13 protein-coding genes and 5 pseudogenes are annotated in these 17,262 nt (G+C 41.7%); 13 read left to right on the top strand and 5 right to left on the bottom strand.

Features of this window, described 5'->3' with window-relative positions:
- Positions 1-245 (bottom strand): MerR family transcriptional regulator (locus tag JCM10991_RS01385; protein WP_025020329.1); only part of this gene is annotated, 245 nt, incomplete at its 3' end.
- Positions 246-357: 112 nt separating this feature from the next.
- On the opposite strand from JCM10991_RS01385, the gene JCM10991_RS01380 reads away from it, so the two are divergent.
- Positions 358-1,161: a hypothetical protein gene (locus tag JCM10991_RS01380; protein WP_025020328.1), complete on the top strand. Its 804-nt coding sequence runs from the start codon at positions 358-360 to the stop codon at positions 1,159-1,161.
- 46 nt (positions 1,162-1,207) lie between these two features.
- Here the strand turns inward: JCM10991_RS01380 and JCM10991_RS01375 are convergent, their stop codons facing one another.
- From JCM10991_RS01375 to JCM10991_RS12105, 3 genes and pseudogenes are all read right to left on the bottom strand, one after another.
- Entirely contained in the window at positions 1,208-2,104 is an 897-nt protein-coding gene (locus JCM10991_RS01375; protein WP_025020327.1) for a peptidylprolyl isomerase, read from the bottom strand.
- Between the two features lie 104 nt (positions 2,105-2,208).
- Complete coding sequence (locus JCM10991_RS01370; protein ID WP_023859900.1) at positions 2,209-2,508, bottom strand: hypothetical protein; 300 nt, start codon at positions 2,506-2,508, stop codon at positions 2,209-2,211.
- A gap of 1 nt (position 2,509) precedes the next feature.
- Positions 2,510-2,940: pseudogene (locus tag JCM10991_RS12105) on the bottom strand (HIT family protein).
- A 104-nt stretch (positions 2,941-3,044) separates the two neighbouring features.
- Between JCM10991_RS12105 and JCM10991_RS12100 the strand changes: the two are divergent.
- The 10 genes and pseudogenes from JCM10991_RS12100 (at position 3,045) to obgE (ending at position 14,697) form a co-directional block, all read left to right on the top strand.
- A pseudogene (locus JCM10991_RS12100) lies at positions 3,045-3,772 on the top strand (ABC transporter ATP-binding protein).
- A 3-nt stretch (positions 3,773-3,775) separates the two neighbouring features.
- Complete coding sequence (locus tag JCM10991_RS01355; RefSeq protein WP_025020326.1) at positions 3,776-4,966, top strand: ABC transporter permease; 1,191 nt, start codon at positions 3,776-3,778, stop codon at positions 4,964-4,966.
- 90 nt (positions 4,967-5,056) lie between these two features.
- Positions 5,057-5,860, top strand: coding sequence for a phosphotransferase family protein (locus JCM10991_RS01350; protein WP_023859904.1), 804 nt, complete (start codon positions 5,057-5,059; stop codon positions 5,858-5,860).
- A gap of 156 nt (positions 5,861-6,016) precedes the next feature.
- On the top strand, positions 6,017-6,655 hold the full coding sequence (gene trmB, locus JCM10991_RS01345) for a tRNA (guanosine(46)-N7)-methyltransferase TrmB (protein WP_025020325.1): 639 nt from the start codon (positions 6,017-6,019) through the stop codon (positions 6,653-6,655).
- 66 nt (positions 6,656-6,721) lie between these two features.
- Positions 6,722-7,057 (top strand): thioredoxin family protein, encoded by a 336-nt coding sequence (locus JCM10991_RS01340; protein WP_413927783.1) that lies wholly within the window; start codon positions 6,722-6,724, stop codon positions 7,055-7,057.
- Positions 7,058-7,075: 18 nt separating this feature from the next.
- On the top strand, positions 7,076-7,723 hold the full coding sequence (gene ytpR, locus JCM10991_RS01335) for a YtpR family tRNA-binding protein (RefSeq protein ID WP_025020323.1): 648 nt from the start codon (positions 7,076-7,078) through the stop codon (positions 7,721-7,723).
- 79 nt (positions 7,724-7,802) lie between these two features.
- A pseudogene (locus JCM10991_RS16560) lies at positions 7,803-10,021 on the top strand (DNA translocase FtsK).
- A 65-nt stretch (positions 10,022-10,086) separates the two neighbouring features.
- A pseudogene (murC, locus tag JCM10991_RS12090) lies at positions 10,087-11,417 on the top strand (UDP-N-acetylmuramate--L-alanine ligase).
- 107 nt (positions 11,418-11,524) lie between these two features.
- A complete protein-coding gene (gene uvrC / locus JCM10991_RS01320) occupies positions 11,525-13,309 on the top strand; it encodes an excinuclease ABC subunit UvrC (RefSeq protein ID WP_025020322.1) in 1,785 nt (594 codons plus the stop codon).
- An 89-nt stretch (positions 13,310-13,398) separates the two neighbouring features.
- Complete coding sequence (obgE, locus tag JCM10991_RS01315) at positions 13,399-14,697, top strand: GTPase ObgE (RefSeq protein WP_025020321.1); 1,299 nt, start codon at positions 13,399-13,401, stop codon at positions 14,695-14,697.
- A 30-nt stretch (positions 14,698-14,727) separates the two neighbouring features.
- Here the strand turns inward: obgE and JCM10991_RS01310 are convergent, their stop codons facing one another.
- On the bottom strand, positions 14,728-15,399 hold the full coding sequence (locus JCM10991_RS01310; RefSeq protein ID WP_025020320.1) for a histidine phosphatase family protein: 672 nt from the start codon (positions 15,397-15,399) through the stop codon (positions 14,728-14,730).
- Between the two features lie 205 nt (positions 15,400-15,604).
- On the opposite strand from JCM10991_RS01310, the pseudogene hrcA reads away from it, so the two are divergent.
- Positions 15,605-16,637, top strand: a pseudogene (hrcA, locus tag JCM10991_RS12085) (heat-inducible transcriptional repressor HrcA).
- 16 nt (positions 16,638-16,653) lie between these two features.
- On the top strand, positions 16,654-17,244 hold the full coding sequence (gene grpE / locus JCM10991_RS01300; RefSeq protein WP_025020319.1) for a nucleotide exchange factor GrpE: 591 nt from the start codon (positions 16,654-16,656) through the stop codon (positions 17,242-17,244).
- Positions 17,245-17,262: the final 18 nt, after the last annotated feature.

Raw genomic sequence — 17,262 nt, 5'->3', positions numbered from 1 at the left:
TTACGTTCGGGGATAGTGGCCGGATCGTCGGTGACGGTTAGTTGAATATAGTCGTGTAGGGCTTCAATGGAAAGGCCAGCTTGGCGCATGCATTTCACAAATTCGAGCCAATTAAGATCAGTTTCTTCAAAAGTTCGAACGCCGTTTTTATCCCGTTTCAAAGGTGGTACTAGGCCAATGCGCTCATAGTAGCGAATGGTATCGGGGGTTAAGTCTAGGAGGGCGGAAGCTTTTTTGATGTTCATGGTTAAACTCCTTTTTTAGATTTTTCTTTTAGTATACTGCTTAGAGTGGACTCTAAAGCAAGAAATAATGCTATAATTGATGCGCAGAATTGAAATAAGGGGAGGCGCACTAATGGACTTAATTCGGAAAATAAAATTAAAGTGGCTGTTAAAAAGATCTTCGCGGATTTTGACTTGGTCTAATTTAGTTCAACAATTAGAAATTCAAACCCCAACTCAGGCCCAAGAACTGACTGTCGCCTTGTATGAAGCCTGTCAAAAAGGAAAGTGTCAGAGTTTCTTTCTAGGTAAGTGTCCGGACTGTAACCGAGTTTTAGCCGGAGGTTGGATGACCTTGGCGGATGAGGAGGGCTTTTTTGTCGGCAATGATAAGGCTAGTGCCCTAGATTACGAGTGCCTGTTTTGTGGCTGTCAAATTAATGACACCAGTGGCAAGCAATTAGTCTGTGAAGATGCTTTTTTACCCCAGGCTTATCGTGGATATATTACCAACTACACTTTGATTGAAAATTCGCAAAAGCAGCGTTATCAGTTGGAGACTTTAACCTTTAAACAAATTGTGGCGCTTCATGATGATTTGGTTAAAGAAGATATAATTGCTTGGGAGCAAAGTGGTCATTATCACAGCCTTTTGCAATTTTTGGCAGCCTTTTGTGTGGTAACAGAGTACGATCAAAGTTATCAGATTTATTTGGCCTGGTTGTTAAGTTGCCAGGCTTGTCGCGCGGTGGTCGCAGTCGGAAGTTTTGACTATCGTTATGATTTTGAAAAAATGGGGGGCGACCTTTTCATTCAGGGGCGCCCCCATGTCGGAGGGCATAACCTCGTAGCTTTAAATTTAACGTGCCCATGTTGTGGTCAGGCCAACCGGGTTGACCAAGTGCAAATCTTCGTTGCAAATCAGGATTTACTTTAAATCCAAAAAGGTTCGCGACCGAAAATGGTTGCGAACCTTTTTAGTTTTATTTAGAGCTTGAGCTAGAAGTCGAAGTTGAAAGGTAGTTAGCTAGGACGTCTTTTAAGTCACTATCTTTAATATTAACTTTCCCCTTCTTTAAAACTTTGGTTAAGACTTTTTGGAGGTAAGTAGAGTCGTTCATCTTTTCAGAGATGATTTGGCTCTTAAGTTCAGAAATGTGGTCTTTCTTTTGCCCTTTACCAGGATTTTTCACACTGTAGATAATGTGGTAACCGTAGCTAGTCTTCACAGGAGTGGTAGTGTATTCCCCTTGTTTCAAAGCAAAGGCAGCCTTCTTAAACTTAGATGCTAAGTCGGTATCTGTGTTGTTGAAGGAAGGTAAGACCCCGCCGTCACTAGCAGAAGAAGTGTCGGTTGAGTTTTTCTTAGCTAACTTCTTGAAGTTCTTCAAGGATGGGTCAGCTTGTAATTGCTTGATTAAGTCTTCAGCAGTTGATTTCTTATCGACCAAGATATGAGCAACCGTGATGGTTGGTTGATATTTTTTCCATTGCTTGTCAATCATCTTGTTAGTAATCTTGGTGTTAGCCTTAACTGCTTCTTGCATTAAGAGGCTGGAACGAATTTGTTCTTTAAATTGAGCCTTGGTTAAACCGGATTGAGTCAAGTATAATTCGAATGAAGAACCATATTGATTCTTGTAAGCATTGTACTCCTTGGTAACTTGCTTGCTGGAAACTTTTTTACCATAATCGTGTTCTAACAATTTGTTAAGAATCATTTCTTGTAAAACTTGTTTCCCTGATGAAGTTTGTTTCAAGCTTGAGTAGTACTCGCTTTCCGTGATTTTACCACCTGCAGTTGTCGCAACGGTTTTGGAACAAGCTGCTAAACTGAAGGTCATTAAGATTCCGGCCAAGGCCACTAACCATTTTTTCATGTTAAATTGACACATCTCTTTCCTAAATTTTATTTATACTATATCACACTTTTTTCCTAAAGGATAAGCTAAGCACGAAAAATCCGGATTTTTTCAAAAAATCTTCACTTTTTATCACGTTGGCTTAAATGCTCCAAAGTAGGAGTAATCGTTGTTTGATATTCCTCCAAATCAGTAATAAGCTTTGCTAACACATCAAGACTTTCAGGAAGGGTGGTTCCAAGTTCTTGCAGAACTTGGTTGACAGCTTGAACCTTATCGCCTAAGTTTTCAACAGCAGTTAAGATTTCTGCTTGTTGCTGCTTAGCAATTCGTCCTAACTGGCGTAACCCATCTCTTTCATAGTAAAGCCAAGTAACTAACCCCAGTCCCGCGATTAATGAAAATTTCGTGCGTTTTTTCATTTTATTCACCAACTTCTTGGCTAATCTTTTGGGCTAAAGTGCTTAACTCTTCGGTAGATTGTTTACCAGTGTTATCGGCAAAGATAGCTTGAATCCGTCTTGGCTACCGTAACGTGGTAAAAGGTGGAAATGGGAGTGGAAAACAGATTGGTAGGCGACTTCTCCATTGTTGTTCATCAAGTTTAAGCCAACGATATTAGGGTTCGACTTTTGGATGGCCCGCGCAATTTTAGGAATGCGACTGAAGACCTCTCCAGCTAAGTTGGCATCGTATTCAAAAAGGCTAGCGACGTGCTTTTTAGGAATTACCAAAACGTGTCCTTCAGTGACTTGGGAGATATCTAAAAAGGCCTTCACGACCTCATCTTCGTAAACGGTGTAACTAGGAATGTCACCGGCAATAATCTTACAAAAAACGCAATTTTCTTCCATAGGAAAAAACCTTCTTTCATCAGTTTATGTATTTAGTATAACATTAAATCCTTATGGGGGTGTGTTATACTAGAAGCAAAAACAAGAAAAAAGAGGGGACCCAAATGACGTTAACGATTAAGAATTTAGTGGGCGGCTATTCTCAGATTCCCGTTTTAAAAGATGTCTCACTCGAGGTGCCAAAAGGTCAATTAGTGGGCTGATTGGTTTAAATGGGGCCGGGAAATCAACGACCTTAAATCACATTATTGGTTTGCTAACCCCACATCAAGGGGAAATTTTATTAAATGGCAAGACGCTCAAAGAAGATAGTCAAGCCTATAAGCAAAGTTTAGCCTATGTGCCAGAAAGTCCGGTTTTATACGAAGAACTAACTCTAAAAGAACACCTGGAGTTAACGATGAATGCCTATCATTTGGATCAAGTAGCCACCTGGGCCAAGGCGAAAAAACTCCTAAAGCTTTTTCGTTTGGAAAATAAGTTAGATTGGTTTCCGGCTAATTTTTCTAAAGGGATGAAACAAAAGGTGATGCTAGTATGTGCTTTTATGCTAGAAGCTGACTTGTACATCATTGATGAGCCCTTCTTAGGTCTTGATCCATTAGCTATTCGAGATTTATTAAATCTGATTGAAGTGGAAAAAAAGCGGGGGGCTGCGATTTTGATGTCTACCCACGTCTTAGACACGGCGCAAAATTATTGTGATTCCTTTGTGCTGTTGAGTAAAGGGCAAGTCAAAGCTGCCGGCAGTCTCGCAGATTTACAGACTAAATACCGAGCTAAGGGGCAAAGTCTTACGGAAATTTATCTAGCTTTGGCGACGGAGGATTAGTTCATGGAAGAAATCTGGAAGACGCGCAAAGAACGTTATCAAAAACAACAGCTCAAGTACTTACGTTATGTTTTTAACGATAATTTTGTCTTAGCCTTATTTTTCTTATTCGGTGGTTTAGCTTATGCTTATGCGGATTTTTTAAAGGTATTACCCTTGGCTTCCGGCCACTGGATTTTTAAGTTGACCTTGGCTTTAGTCCTGTGGTCAGGTTTATTTTTAGTTAAGTTTGCTAGCTTATTAGAAAAGGCGGACGTGGTTTTCTTGAGCCCTCTAGATTACCAAATGGCAACCTATCTAAACTTGGCAGCTAAAAGCTCCTTGCCATTGGCTTTGGCAGGGCAATTTTTGGTCTGGATATGCGCCTTGCCGTTTATCGTGACTGCGGTAGGTTTTTCTTATGGTCAAAGCTTGGTCTTTTTATTTGTGACGGCCACGCTGAAAATTTTGTACCATAATTTCGCGCTTCAAGCACACTATTATCCTAAGTTTCAAACTGTAACTTACCGGTGGGGCTTACGAATTTTGGCTTTAGCGATTTTAATCAGTTTTGTAACTTTTATTCCTTTGGGGATACTTTTACTTTTTGGTTTAATCTTAGTTTTGGCTTTGAGTAAGCAGCAAATGACCAAGCACTTATTCGCTTGGAATTATGCCGTCGCAATTGAAGCGCAAAGACAGATGGGGCTTTACCGTCTGTACAATCTTTTCACGGATGTGCCAATGGTTAAGTCCAGTGTCAAACGACGTAAGTATTTGGACATTTTCCTGAGAGGCCAAAGTCCCTATGCCTATTTATTTGTCCGTGGTTTTGCCCGTAAGGAAGAATACGCTAACTTGTGGTTACGTCTGACGATGCTAACTTTTGTGATTACCCTTTTTATCGACAATGGTTGGTTGGCAGGGTTAATTGCGGTGCTTTTCTATTACATGTTGGCTTTGCAACTTTTACCCCTTAGTAAACGTTACGATGAGATTGTCTTCACTCATCTTTATCCTTTGGACACCACAGTTAAGAAAAAAGATTTGACCAAATTACTACAAAAAGTCATGGCGCTTAGTGCGTTTATCATGGCCTTAGGAGTCGGTCTCGGTAGTCAAAGCTGGGCCTTTGGTGGGGGCGTTTTAGTAGTATTAATCTTGTTAAATCAAGGATTATTAAAACATCTAATAGCTCGCAAAGTAGGTGATTAAAACTTTCTCAGTTAGGTGGGAATATCTTGACAGTAAGATATTTCCTTTGTAAACTTAGATGTACTTATCGCATGTAAGAGAGGGCCAATTATGGTATTTACACTAGGAAAAGATTGGCAAGTCGAACCGATTGCAGGCGATACTGGTACGGCCTTTATGGGCACCAATAAAGAAGAGAAGTTATTCTTGAAGCAAAACACCTCACCATTTTTAGCAGCCTTGGCGATTGAGGAAATTACGCCTAGACTCGTGTGGGCGAAGCGCCTGGTGAGTGGGGATACCATAACAGCTCAAGAATGGAAAAACGGTCGTAGCTTACACAAATCAGAAATGACACAAAAAAGTGTGGCCGAACTTTTGCACCGGATTCACCATCTACCAGTCCTAAAGAAGATTTTAGGGCAAATTGGGGGTAAAACGGTGACGCCCTTCGAATTATTGAACCAGTATTTCCGCGGTTTAAACCCGCAATTGCGCTCACATCCTTTACTGAAAGATGTGGCCAATCGCTTGCGTTCGAAGCAGCCAAACTTTGCGCGCTCAAATTACGAAGTATGTCATGGCGATTTAAATCATAAAAACTGGCTTTTATCAGATCATAATCAACTTTACTTGGTTGATTGGGAATCTGCGCTAATTGCTGATCCAGCTTTGGATCTTAGCATGTTAATGTATCACTATGTCCCGCGTGAAAATTGGCAGGAGTGGCTGACCAGCTACTATGCCTTAGGCGGTGAAGAATTACCACCAGACCTTGAGGCGAGAGTTCATTGGTATGTGCTGATGCGACTCTTGTTAAATGTCAAGGACGCCTACGAACGTGGTCGTTTCCATGAAATGAACCAAGACATAATTAAACTTTCGCAAGTTTTAAATGAGCAAAGCCTATTATAAACAGGCACGAACAGTCCATCAGTAGTGGTGGACTGTTTTTAGTAAGCTCAAGCTTTACAATTACTGGCGATACATGCTAATATCAGTAGTGTTTAATTATTCTAAAGATGTAGATAAGCAGGGAGTTTTCCCGGTAAAAGAAAAAGGAGGATATCTGTGCGTTTAAAAAATAAACCTTGGGCGAAGCCTTTAATTGAAGCAAATCCACAATGGGTGGTAACTGAACCAGAAAAGTTGAAGGGTAAATGGCAAAGTCGCTTTGAAAAAGACCAACCACTTTACATTGAAGTTGGGATGGGGAAAGGTCGTTTTATCGTAGAAATGGCTAAAAAGTATCCGGACCGTAACTTTATTGGCTTAGAAATGCAAACGGTGGCGACAGGAATTGCTTTAAAGAAGCAAATTGAAGCCACATTGCCTAACTTACAATTAGTGTGTGCCAATGGGGCTGGTTTGACCGAATACTTTGAAAAAGACGAGGTGGCAGGTGTTTATCTTAACTTCTCTGATCCTTGGCCCAAGACGCGCCATGAAAAGCGCCGTTTAACTTACAAATCCTTCTTGAAGCAATACCAAGATGTGATGGTCGCTGACGGTCATTTGGAATTCAAGACCGATAACCGGGGCTTGTTTGAATACTCCCTAGCAAGTATGAATAACTACGGCATGGTCTTTGACCAAGTTTGGTTGGACTTGCACGCCACGGATGCAGTGATCGATAATGTTATGACCGAATATGAAGAAAAATTTTCTTCCAAAGGGCAACCGATTTACAAGTTAGAAGCACACTTTTAAAAAGTAAGCAAACTATTTTATTTTCTTGGATAGATAGGCTATAATACAGGTAGCGAAACAAGAAAAGTGAGGAACTTGAATATGGAAACATTAGCCGTAATGAACAAAGCAGAAATGGAAGCTAAGTTAGCTCAAGGAAACTACGTGTTATTTTTCACCGCAGACTGGTGCCCAGACTGCCGTTTTATCAAACCAGCCATGCCATCAATTATGGAAGAATTTAGCCAATATGAATTCATCACTGTTGACCGAGATGAAAATATTGACTTATGCCAAGAATTGATGGTTATGGGGATTCCATCCTTTATCGTTTACAAGAACGGTAAGGAAGCAGGTCGTTTTGTCAATAAAGACCGTAAAACTAAAGAAGAAGTCGTGGACTTTTTAAACAATATCGCATAATAAGGAGATTTTTGGGAAATGTTAATTTCTAGTTATAACCCCGCCCAAGCCGGCGATGTATTGATGTTGGTTGTGAACCAAGATCAAGGAGAACAAGCATACGAACAAAAGGGACAAGTAGTCCGGATTTACGCTGTGAAAGACCAAGCTACGTTAGGTTTTAATTTCTTGGAGGCTAAGAATGTTTTGCCTGATTTAGAAGGTCAAGGCCAAGTTTTTTTGACAGCGGCACAAGTTGCGAAGTTAAACGAGGCTTTAGTAGCTGTCGGTTTTGAAGCTGAATTAGTCGTAGACGAAGAACCTAAGTTTGTGGTGGGTTATGTTAAGGAAATGGCGGAACACCCAGATTCTGACCACCTTCACATCACTAAGATTGAAGTTGATGGTCAAAAAGAACTCCAAATTGTGTGTGGGGCTCCTAACATTGCGGTCGGTCAAAATGTGGTTGTCGCTAAAGTCGGTGCGATGATGCCTACAGGGGCTATTATCTGGCCTGGGAAGTTACGTGGAGTAGAATCCTTTGGGATGGTTTGTTCCGCGCGTGAATTACACCTGCCCAATGCTCCTCAAGTACGTGGCATCTTAGAGCTTGATGCTACAGAATATCCTGCTGGCCGGGCCTTTGATTTTGCGAAAGCTGCGAATTTATTTACGCCAGCGCAATAGAATTATGATAGAATTAGACTAGTATGGACTTACTAGTCTTTTTTATTTAGACAAAAATTTTTAAAAGGAAAATAAATTCATGGAAAAGTACGACGGTCCAGCCTTTTTTCGGGGTGAAAATAAAGAAAAGACTGGCAGTATGAGACAAGCAAGAAAACTTAGACCCCAAAAAGCTTTGCGTCCAGCGCAAGCTTTACCGAAAAAAACAGTGAATGTTTATCAAAATTCTCGTGGTTTTCGTCCAACTTATGTGCCACCGTCACAGATTAAGAATCAAGTACGCAATTTGCGGAAGCATTATGCGCATTTAATCAGTTTATTAGCAAAGCCGAAAGATTCCTACTGGTTATTCGATGAAGAAGGCCAAGACGCTAATGTGCTTGATTTGACCTTACCAATGGTGACCTTCGAAGCGCAAGTTGAAACCAGCCTGCAAACATCTTTAGCTACTGAAAGCGAAAGCCTTAGTGAGGTAGCAGCTTTAACAAGTGTAAGTCAAAGTACAGAACCGGTAGTGAAAATGAGCTCTCAAGCGATGGTTTACCATCGTGAAAAAACGCGGGAAGTGGCACTGGATTCCCAAGTAACCTCCGAATTAAGTCGTCCCAAGGTGGAAAGTGTCAGTGAAGTTAGTCAAAGTATGGCAGTGGTCTCGGTTTACGTTGAGTCATCGGCTTCTTTGGCAAGTAGTGAAGTGGCTTCAACGCCCAAGATAGTCAGTGATGAAAATCAGAATGAAGCTGAAATACCGGTAAATGAAGCAGAAAACCAGCAAGAAGTAGTCTTTAAAGATAGTCAGGAACAAGCAACTATTGATGGTCAAACGATGGCGATGAATACCGCGCCAGTAGCTTCACAAGTGGCAGTAGCCATGGATGAGGCGGGTTACCAATTCCCAAGTTTAGATTTATTACCTGCGCCAGTGCGGGCCAATGACGTGGCGCTTGATGCCTGGATTCAAGAACAAGTGATGATTTTAGACCAAACGTTAAACGACTTTAAGGTTGATGCCCATGTCGTTAATCAAACGATTGGTCCTTCGGTAGTGCAGTTTGAACTAGCCTTGGGTCGGGGCGTTAAAGTTAACAAAATCACCAATTTGGCTGATGATTTACAGTTAAACTTAGCAGCAAAGGATGTACGTATTGAAGCCCCAATTCCAGGTAAGAGTACCGTGGGAATTGAAGTACCTAATCGCTATGGTCGACCAGTTATGTTAGCGGAAATTTTGGAATCTGAAGCCTTTCGAAAGCTGATTCGCCATTAACGGTTGCTTTGGGGGTGGACTTATTTGGGCAAGCTCGAGTGACTAATTTACAAAAGATGCCTCATGGTTTGATTGCCGGGGCGACTGGTTCTGGGAAGTCGGTCTTCTTAAATTCAATCTTGGTTTCCCTTTTATACAAGGCCAAGCCAAATGAAGTTAAACTGATTATCATTGACCCTAAAGCGGTTGAAATGGCGCCTTATCAAGATATCCCCCATTTATTAGCGCCGGTGATTTCTGATATGCAAGCAGCGGCGGCAACCTTAAAATGGGTGGTCGAAGAAATGGAACGCCGTTATCAACAGCTAGCTTCTTACGGGGCGCGGAATTTGGAAGCTTTCAACAAAAAGATGGCTAATCAAGGCGATTACGGTTTGAAGCTTCCTTATATCGTAGTGGTAATTGATGAGTTGGCCGATTTGATGATGGCGGCTTCCTCGGAAGTGCAAGACTATATTGCGCGAATTACTGCCAAAGCCCGGGCGGCCGGAATCCATTTATTGGTGGCCACTCAAAGACCAAGTGTGGATGTCGTTACCGGAACGATTAAAAATAATATTCCGACTCGGATTGCTTTCATGGTTTCCAGTCAAATTGACTCGCGGACTATCTTAGATCAAGCTGGCGCCGAACGACTCTTAGGTCGGGGGGATATGCTGTATCTTGGGAATGGTAGCAGTCAACCTTTACGTTTACAGGGAGCTTACATTGATGAAGAAGTTGAGATGATTACCGCTTTTGTTCGTCAACAAGGACAACCTCATTATGCTTTTGATCCTGAAAAGTTGAAGAAGCATGTGGAAGAAGCGGAGAGCCAAGATGAAATTTTCCCGCGGGTGCTTGATTACCTGGTGAATGAAGAAACGATTTCAACTTCTAAATTACAAAGGGTCTTTGGTATCGGTTATAACCGCGCAGCAACAATCATTGAACAATTAGAAGCTAAACAATATATTTCGAAATCTCGCGGGTCAAAACCACGCAGTGTCTTTTTGACTCAAGAGGGATTAAATAAGTTACGTCAACAATAAACAGTATGAAGCTAATAAGCAACGTGCTAAAATATGATAGTAACAAGGAAAAGAGGAATGCGATTATGGATATGCAAACAACCTACTTTTTCGTAGGAATTAAAGGAACTGGAATGAGTGCTTTAGCCTTAATTTTGAAGGATAAAGGCTGTCAGGTAGCAGGCTCTGATATTGAAAAATACACTTTTACTCAACGGGGTCTAGAACAAGCAGGAATTGAAATAAAACCTTTTGCCGGCGAAAATATTACCACTGGGATGACGATTGTCAAGGGGAATGCTTTTGGTGATGATCATCCTGAAATCCAAAAGGCTAAGGAATTGGGTTTGGATATTTTAACTTACCCTCAGACTGTAGAAATGTTGGTTCAAGAAACCACTAGTATTGCGGTGGCCGGTGCTCATGGTAAGACCAGCACCACGGGCTTATTAGCTCACGTTTTAAGTGGCGTGGCGCCAACTAGTTACTTAATTGGTGATGGTTCTGGGAAGGGAATTCCCGATGCGCGTTTCTTTGCTTTTGAAGCCGACGAATACCGTCGTCACTTCGCAGATTACACGCCTGATTATGCAATTATGACAAATATCGATTTTGACCACCCGGACTACTTCAAAGATATTGATGATGTCTGTGCGGCCTTTACAGACTTGGCTAACAAGACCAAGAAGGGGCTTTTTGCCTGGGGTGAAGATAAGTACTTGCGGGACTTAAAGGTTGATATTCCAGTGCACTTCTACGGGACGGAAGAAAATGATGAATTCCGCGCTGTTAATATTAAGCGGACTACGAAAGGGTCAACTTTTGATGTTTACCGTCATGATGAATTTTTAGGTAACTACGAAATTCCGATGTTTGGTCAACACAATGTTTTGAATAGTTTGGCAGTAATTGCGGTGGCTTACTTCGAAGAAATTGACCAAGCTGAAATTAAGCATGAATTATTGACCTTCAAAGGAGTTAAGCGCGTTTTGCAGAAAAACGGGTCGCTGACATGGTGATTATTGATGATTATGCGCACCACCCAGCTGAAATTCGTGCAACGATTGATGCTGCTCGGCAACAATACCCTGATAAGACCATTATTGCGGTCTTCCAACCTCACACTTTTAGTCGGACGATTGCCTTGATGGACGAATTTGCGGAAAGTTTAAACTTGGCGGACAAGGTTTACTTAACAGAAATCTTCTCCTCCATCCGGGAAAAAGACGGGGCTGTTTCTGCCAAGGACTTAGGGGCAAAAATCTCTAAAGGGGGAGAAATTATCGCTTTAGACAATATGTCACCATTATTGGATTACCATGATGATGTAGTTATCTTCATGGGTGCCGGTGACATTCCTAAGTATGAACACGCCTATGAAGACTTACTTAGCAATCTGAGTTTAAAGAATAACTAAGAGAGAAAAGTTCGCTAGTTTAGCGGGCTTTTTTTGTGGGCGAATTAGGTGAATTTAGGGGCAGTTTGCGTTATAATCGATAAAAATATGGAAAGGGATATGAGCGCATGGCAAGCCAACATATTGAAAATAAATTAAAACTTTTGCCTGACCTGCCGGGTTGTTATTTGATGAAGGATATTAACAGTCGTATTATCTATGTAGGTAAGGCTAAGAATCTTAAAAATCGGGTCCGCTCTTATTTTAAAAGTGCGCATGAAGGTAAGACGGCCAAGTTAGTTAGTGAGATTCGGGACTTTGAAACCATTATTACTTCAACGGACAAGGAAGCTTTTTTATTAGAAATTACGCTCATTCAAAAGCATAAGCCTTATTATAATATCAAGTTGAAACAGGGAACCGGTTATCCTTATATTAAGATTACCAAAGAAAAAGATCCGCAAATCAAGATTGTCAGTCAGGTAAAAAAAGATGGTGGTAGCTACTTTGGACCTTACCCTAATGTTTATGCCGCAACTGAAACCATGCAACTCCTGCAAAAGATTTATCCTCTACGTCGGTGTAGTGGTTATCAAAAACGCCCTTGTCTTTATTACCATATGGGACAATGTTTAGGGGCGTGTTTTCAAGAAGTACCAGCGGAGATTTATGCGAAACAAGTTAAAAAAATAAAGTCTTTCTTGAATGGTAATGTTGGACAAATTAAAAAGGATTTGACTACCAAGATGGAGGTCGCAGCTACAAATTTAGAATTTGAACGGGCGGGAGAATTGCGTGATCAAATTCGTTATGTGGAAATGACGGTGGAAAAACAAAAAATTATTTCTAACGATAATACGCCCCGCGATATCTTTGCTTACTATATGGATAAGGGGTGGCTGTCGATTCAAATTTTTTCCATTCGGCAAGCACGTTTGATGAAACGAGAAAAGCGTCTCTTTCCTTGTATTGATACACCGCAAGCTGAAATGGCCTCTTTTATTTTGCAGTTCTATAATCAAAAGAATCGAATTTTACCTAAAGAAGTGCTGGTGCCTAAGGACTTAGATCAAGATGTTTTGGAGGAAATTTTGCAGGTGCCAATTCGCACGCCTCAAAGAGGAAGTAAAAAAAGCCTCTTGGAATTGGCGCAAAAAAATGCCCGCTTGGTGTTAGAAGAAAAGTTCCGGCTTTTGGAATTGGATGAAAGAAAGACCAGTGGAGCCATGGACGAAATCATGACCGCCTTGAACTTACCAAGTGGTCACCGAATTGAAGCCTTTGACCACTCGCATTTACAGGGGACGGACGTCGTGTCTGCTATGGTTTGTTTTATTGACGGACGCCCAGAAAAAAGTGAATACCGCAAATATAAACTGACGACAGTTGAACATGCCGATGAAGCACAAAGTACGCGCGAGGTAATTTATCGTCGTTATCGACGGTTATTAAATGAAAATGCATCTTTACCAGACCTAATTTTAATGGATGGAGCACAAATTCAAATAGAAGCGGCCAAAGATGTCTTAGAAAATCAGTTGGGAATTGATATTCCGGTGGCGGGAATGGTCAAAAATGACCGTCACAAGACCGCAGATTTGATGACTGGTGACGATCAAAAGGTGAACCTTGATCCTAAGAGTGAAGGTTTTTACTTACTGCAAAGAATTCAAGACGAAGTTCACCGTTTTGCGATTTCCTTTCACCGGCAGGTACGCTCTAAGAATTCATTAGCCTCACGCCTGGATAAAATTACCGGGGTAGGACCCAAGACCCGCAATAAATTACTGCGAAATTTTTCTAGTTTAAATAAGATTAGTCAGGCTTCGGTGGCCGATTTGCAAAAGATTGGTATTAATGGAAAGTTGGCCCAAACCATTAAGTTAAGTCTCGGTAAGGGTGATAAAAAATAAGGTTTTGACCTGGTAAACTGATTAATGTTATATTGGTATGGCAGTGTCTTGTCCCAAGTGCCCAAAATTGGCAGAAAGGATGTAAATAAATGTTTGTAGATCAAGTGAAAATTAAAGTAAAGTCCGGTAAAGGTGGCGATGGTATGGTGGCCTTCCGGCGGGAAAAATATGTTCCAAATGGGGGACCAGCCGGCGGCGATGGTGGTAAAGGTGGTAGTATCATCTTTAAAGTCGATCAAGGTTTGCGGACTTTGATGGATTTCCGTTATCATCGTATTTTCAAGGCCAAGCCTGGTCAAAACGGAATGATTAAGGGAATGTACGGTCGTGGAGCCCAAGATACTTACATTGCCGTGCCTGAAGGTACAACTGTGACCGATGTTAATACGGGGGAAGTTTTAGGTGACTTAGTCGAAGCCGGCCAAGAGTTAGTTGTGGCGAAAGGTGGTCGCGGAGGTCGTGGTAACATTCACTTTGCTTCCGCCAAGAACCCTGCGCCTGAAATTGCTGAAAATGGTGAACCTGGAATTGAACGGGAATTAAAGTTGGAATTAAAGGTTTTAGCCGATGTTGGTTTAGTTGGTTTCCCTTCTGTAGGTAAATCGACCTTACTTTCGGTGGTAACTTCTGCTAAGCCTAAAATTGCAGAATACCACTTTACGACTTTAGTTCCTAACTTAGGGATGGTGCGCTTAGATGATGGTCGCGATTATGTCATGGCAGACTTACCTGGTTTGATTGAAGGGGCTTCACAAGGGGTTGGTTTAGGGATTCAATTCCTTCGTCACGTGGAAAGAACTCGTGTTATCCTGCATTTGATTGATATGTCGGGAGTGGAAGGACGCGATCCGTTTGAAGACTACCTGAAGATTAATGCCGAATTGAAGAAGTATGATCCAAGTCTGTTATTACGGCCCCAAATCGTAGTGGCTTCCAAGATGGATATGCCAGATTCTGCGACTAACTTAGCCGAATTTAAGGAAAAATTAGCCAAAGACGATACTTTGGAAAACCAACCAGAAGTCATGGAAATTTCTTCTTTAACTCACCAAGGTTTAGATGCTTTGACGAAGCATACCGCGGATATTTTAGACCAAACACCAAAATTCGAACCAATCGTGGCAGAAGATGCTGCGGTAGTATACAAATACGAAGAGGAAGAAGAAGCGCCATTTACGTTGACGCGCGATGCCGATGCAACCTGGGTACTTTCAGGAGCAAAGTTAGAAAAACTGCTCTTGATGACCAACATGGAACACGACGAAAGTGTCATGCGTTTTGCTCGCCAATTGCGAGGAATGGGAGTCGACGATGCCTTGCGGGCTAAAGGTGCCAAAGCCGGTGATATCGTTCGACTAGGCTCCTTTACTTTTGAATTTGTTGAATAAACAAAAAACGTTGCCACACGGCAACGTTTTTTAGTACTCAGCATCTTCTTGGTCACGGTTGTAGTAAATAACTTCCAAACCATTGTCTTTTAAGGCAAACTTAGTGACGGCACCGTTGCGGGGACCAAGTTTTTTAGCCCCTAGTTCAGGTGCATAGCAATCAACTAAACCGCGGGTGGTGAAGGAGTGGTTCAAAATCAAAATGTTTTGTCCATCTTCGTGGTGTTGGCGTAAGTAATCAAATCCTTTTTCAATCCGATTCCAGTAAGTTTGGTCATCTTCGGCATCGCCAAAAGGATCAACCTCATGCAGGAAATCGCGGGTTTTAGCGAAGCCGTATTGATCGATAATGTCTTGGTGGGTGCGGGTGCCATGAGTAGCCCCGGCCATGAGCCATACTTGATTAGCGTCTTCGGTTTCGAAGTAACCAAAGCCTTGTTCACGCAGGAGCTCTAAGGCTTGTGGTTGTAAGTTGCGTGCAGAAGTTTCGTTTTGGGCTAAGATTAGTTGGGCGCTGTGCAAAGTCCGTGTGTTACCGGTGTAGTAACAAGCATCAAATTTAAAGTTTTTGAGTCTTTGGCCGGCAGCCGTAACGTCAGCAATCCCTTTTGCGGTGAGGGGCGAGTCGGCCCAACCTTGCAAACGATTATATTGATTTAAGAGGGTTTGTCCGTGACGGACGAAGTATAAATTAATAGTCATTGCTTTTTTCCGTTTCTGTATTTTTTCTTCTCAAAGCTTAACATGGAAAGGGAAAGTTTGTCCAAAAATATTTTTTAGCACTCGGAAGAGTTTTCTGCTAAAAATTTGGGCGAAATCCTTGACCTTAGTAGAAATGTCGTGTATATTAATAATTGTTCTTAGCACTTAATTACTTTGAGTGCTAAGAAGAAATGAGGTGATTGTAATGTTGACGGAAAGACAGCTTTTGATTTTAGAAGCAATTATCCGGGACTATACAAATATTGGACAGCCGATTGGCTCCAAGGTTTTGCAACAGCAATTACCAATACATGTGAGTTCAGCGACGATTAGAAATGAAATGTTAGCCTTAGAAAAGATGGGCTACCTGAAAAAGGAACACTCCTCTTCTGGGCGAATCCCCTCTTTGAAAGGTTACCGTTATTACATCGATAATCTAGTTGAGCCAATGAAGCTTGATAAAAAGGTAAGGACAGATATCCGCCAGGCTTTTGGCAATGAGCTTTTAAAGGTCGATGATTTGGTACAAACTTCAGCTAAACTCTTGTCTGATTTGACTAACTACACGGCTATCACGCTTAAACCAGAGACGGCGACTTTACGCTTAGAAGGTTTTCGCCTAGTACCTTTAGGACGTCAGCAGGTGATGGCCATCATGGTAACGAGCGATGGTTCTGTTCAAAGCCAAATCTTCACCATCAGCTCGGCTGAGCGGGGAAGAATTGGAACCTGTTATTCGAGCAATTAACGACCGTGTAATTGGTTTACCTTTGAGTCAAGTTCCGGCTCAACTTCAGGCATTGACGCCGTTTTTAACCAAATATCTTCAGGACCCAGGCAATTTCTTAGATGTTTTTGGTAACATTTTGAGTAAAGCGGTCGAAGATCAAGTCTTTGTCGATGGGAAGCTTAATTTGTTAGACTTCACTAAAAGCAATGACGTACAACAAATCAAAGCCCTGTACAGTTTATTAGAAGAGCGACCTTTGTTAGGTAAGTTAACCGCCACGGATGCTAATCAAGATGTGTCGGTACGCTTCGGGGATGACTTCGCTAAGAGTTTGTCTGATTATAGTATTGTATCAGCAACTTATGGAGATCCTCATGCGGGGCAAGGGATTATTGCAATTTTAGGTCCGACTAACATGCCTTACTCGAAGATGATTGGAATTTTGGGAGCCTTTCAGCAGGAATTAACTGCTAGGTTACTGAACTATTATAAGAATTTTGAAGAATAAGAAAAGGGGTGTTAAAGTGGCTGAAAACAAAGAAGATTTACAAGCAGATGTAAAACAAGAAGAAACACCAGCGCAAGATGAGCAAGCAACTGAGGTGGAAGCTCAGGAAAGTGAAGCAACTGAAACACAAACAGAAGCTGAAATTGACCCTAAAGAGCAAGAAATTGCAGATTTGAAGCAAGCCTTGGAAGAAATGACTGACAAGTACTACCGTGCGGAAGCCGAAATGGCCAACATGACCAAGCGGATGAAAAAAGAACAAGAACAAATCTTGAAGTACCAAGGTCAGGACTTAATCAAGGAAATCTTGCCATCACTTGACAATTTAAACCGTGCTCTAGAAATTGAAGTGGATGATGAAGCTTCCGTTCAGTTGAAAAAGGGCGTGGAAATGGTGGCTTCGGGCGTGGAAAATGCGCTTAAAAACCACCATGTTGAAAAGATTGCTTCCTTGGGTGAAAAGTTTGACCCAACCAAGCATCAAGCGGTTCAAAGTGTGCCAGTGGAAGACGGTCAAGAAGCCGACACGATTGTGCAGGTCTTCCAAGATGGTTACATGTTAAAAGACCGTGTGTTACGCCCAGCAATGGTTGTCGTGGCACAATAAGAAAAAATAAAAGAGGTA

It is taken from the genome of Ligilactobacillus equi DSM 15833 = JCM 10991, assembly GCF_000615765.1.
Classification (GTDB): domain Bacteria; phylum Bacillota; class Bacilli; order Lactobacillales; family Lactobacillaceae; genus Ligilactobacillus; species Ligilactobacillus equi.
The sequence above is the reverse complement of the archived record's forward strand: the minus strand, read 5'-3'. Positions and strand labels throughout refer to the sequence as shown.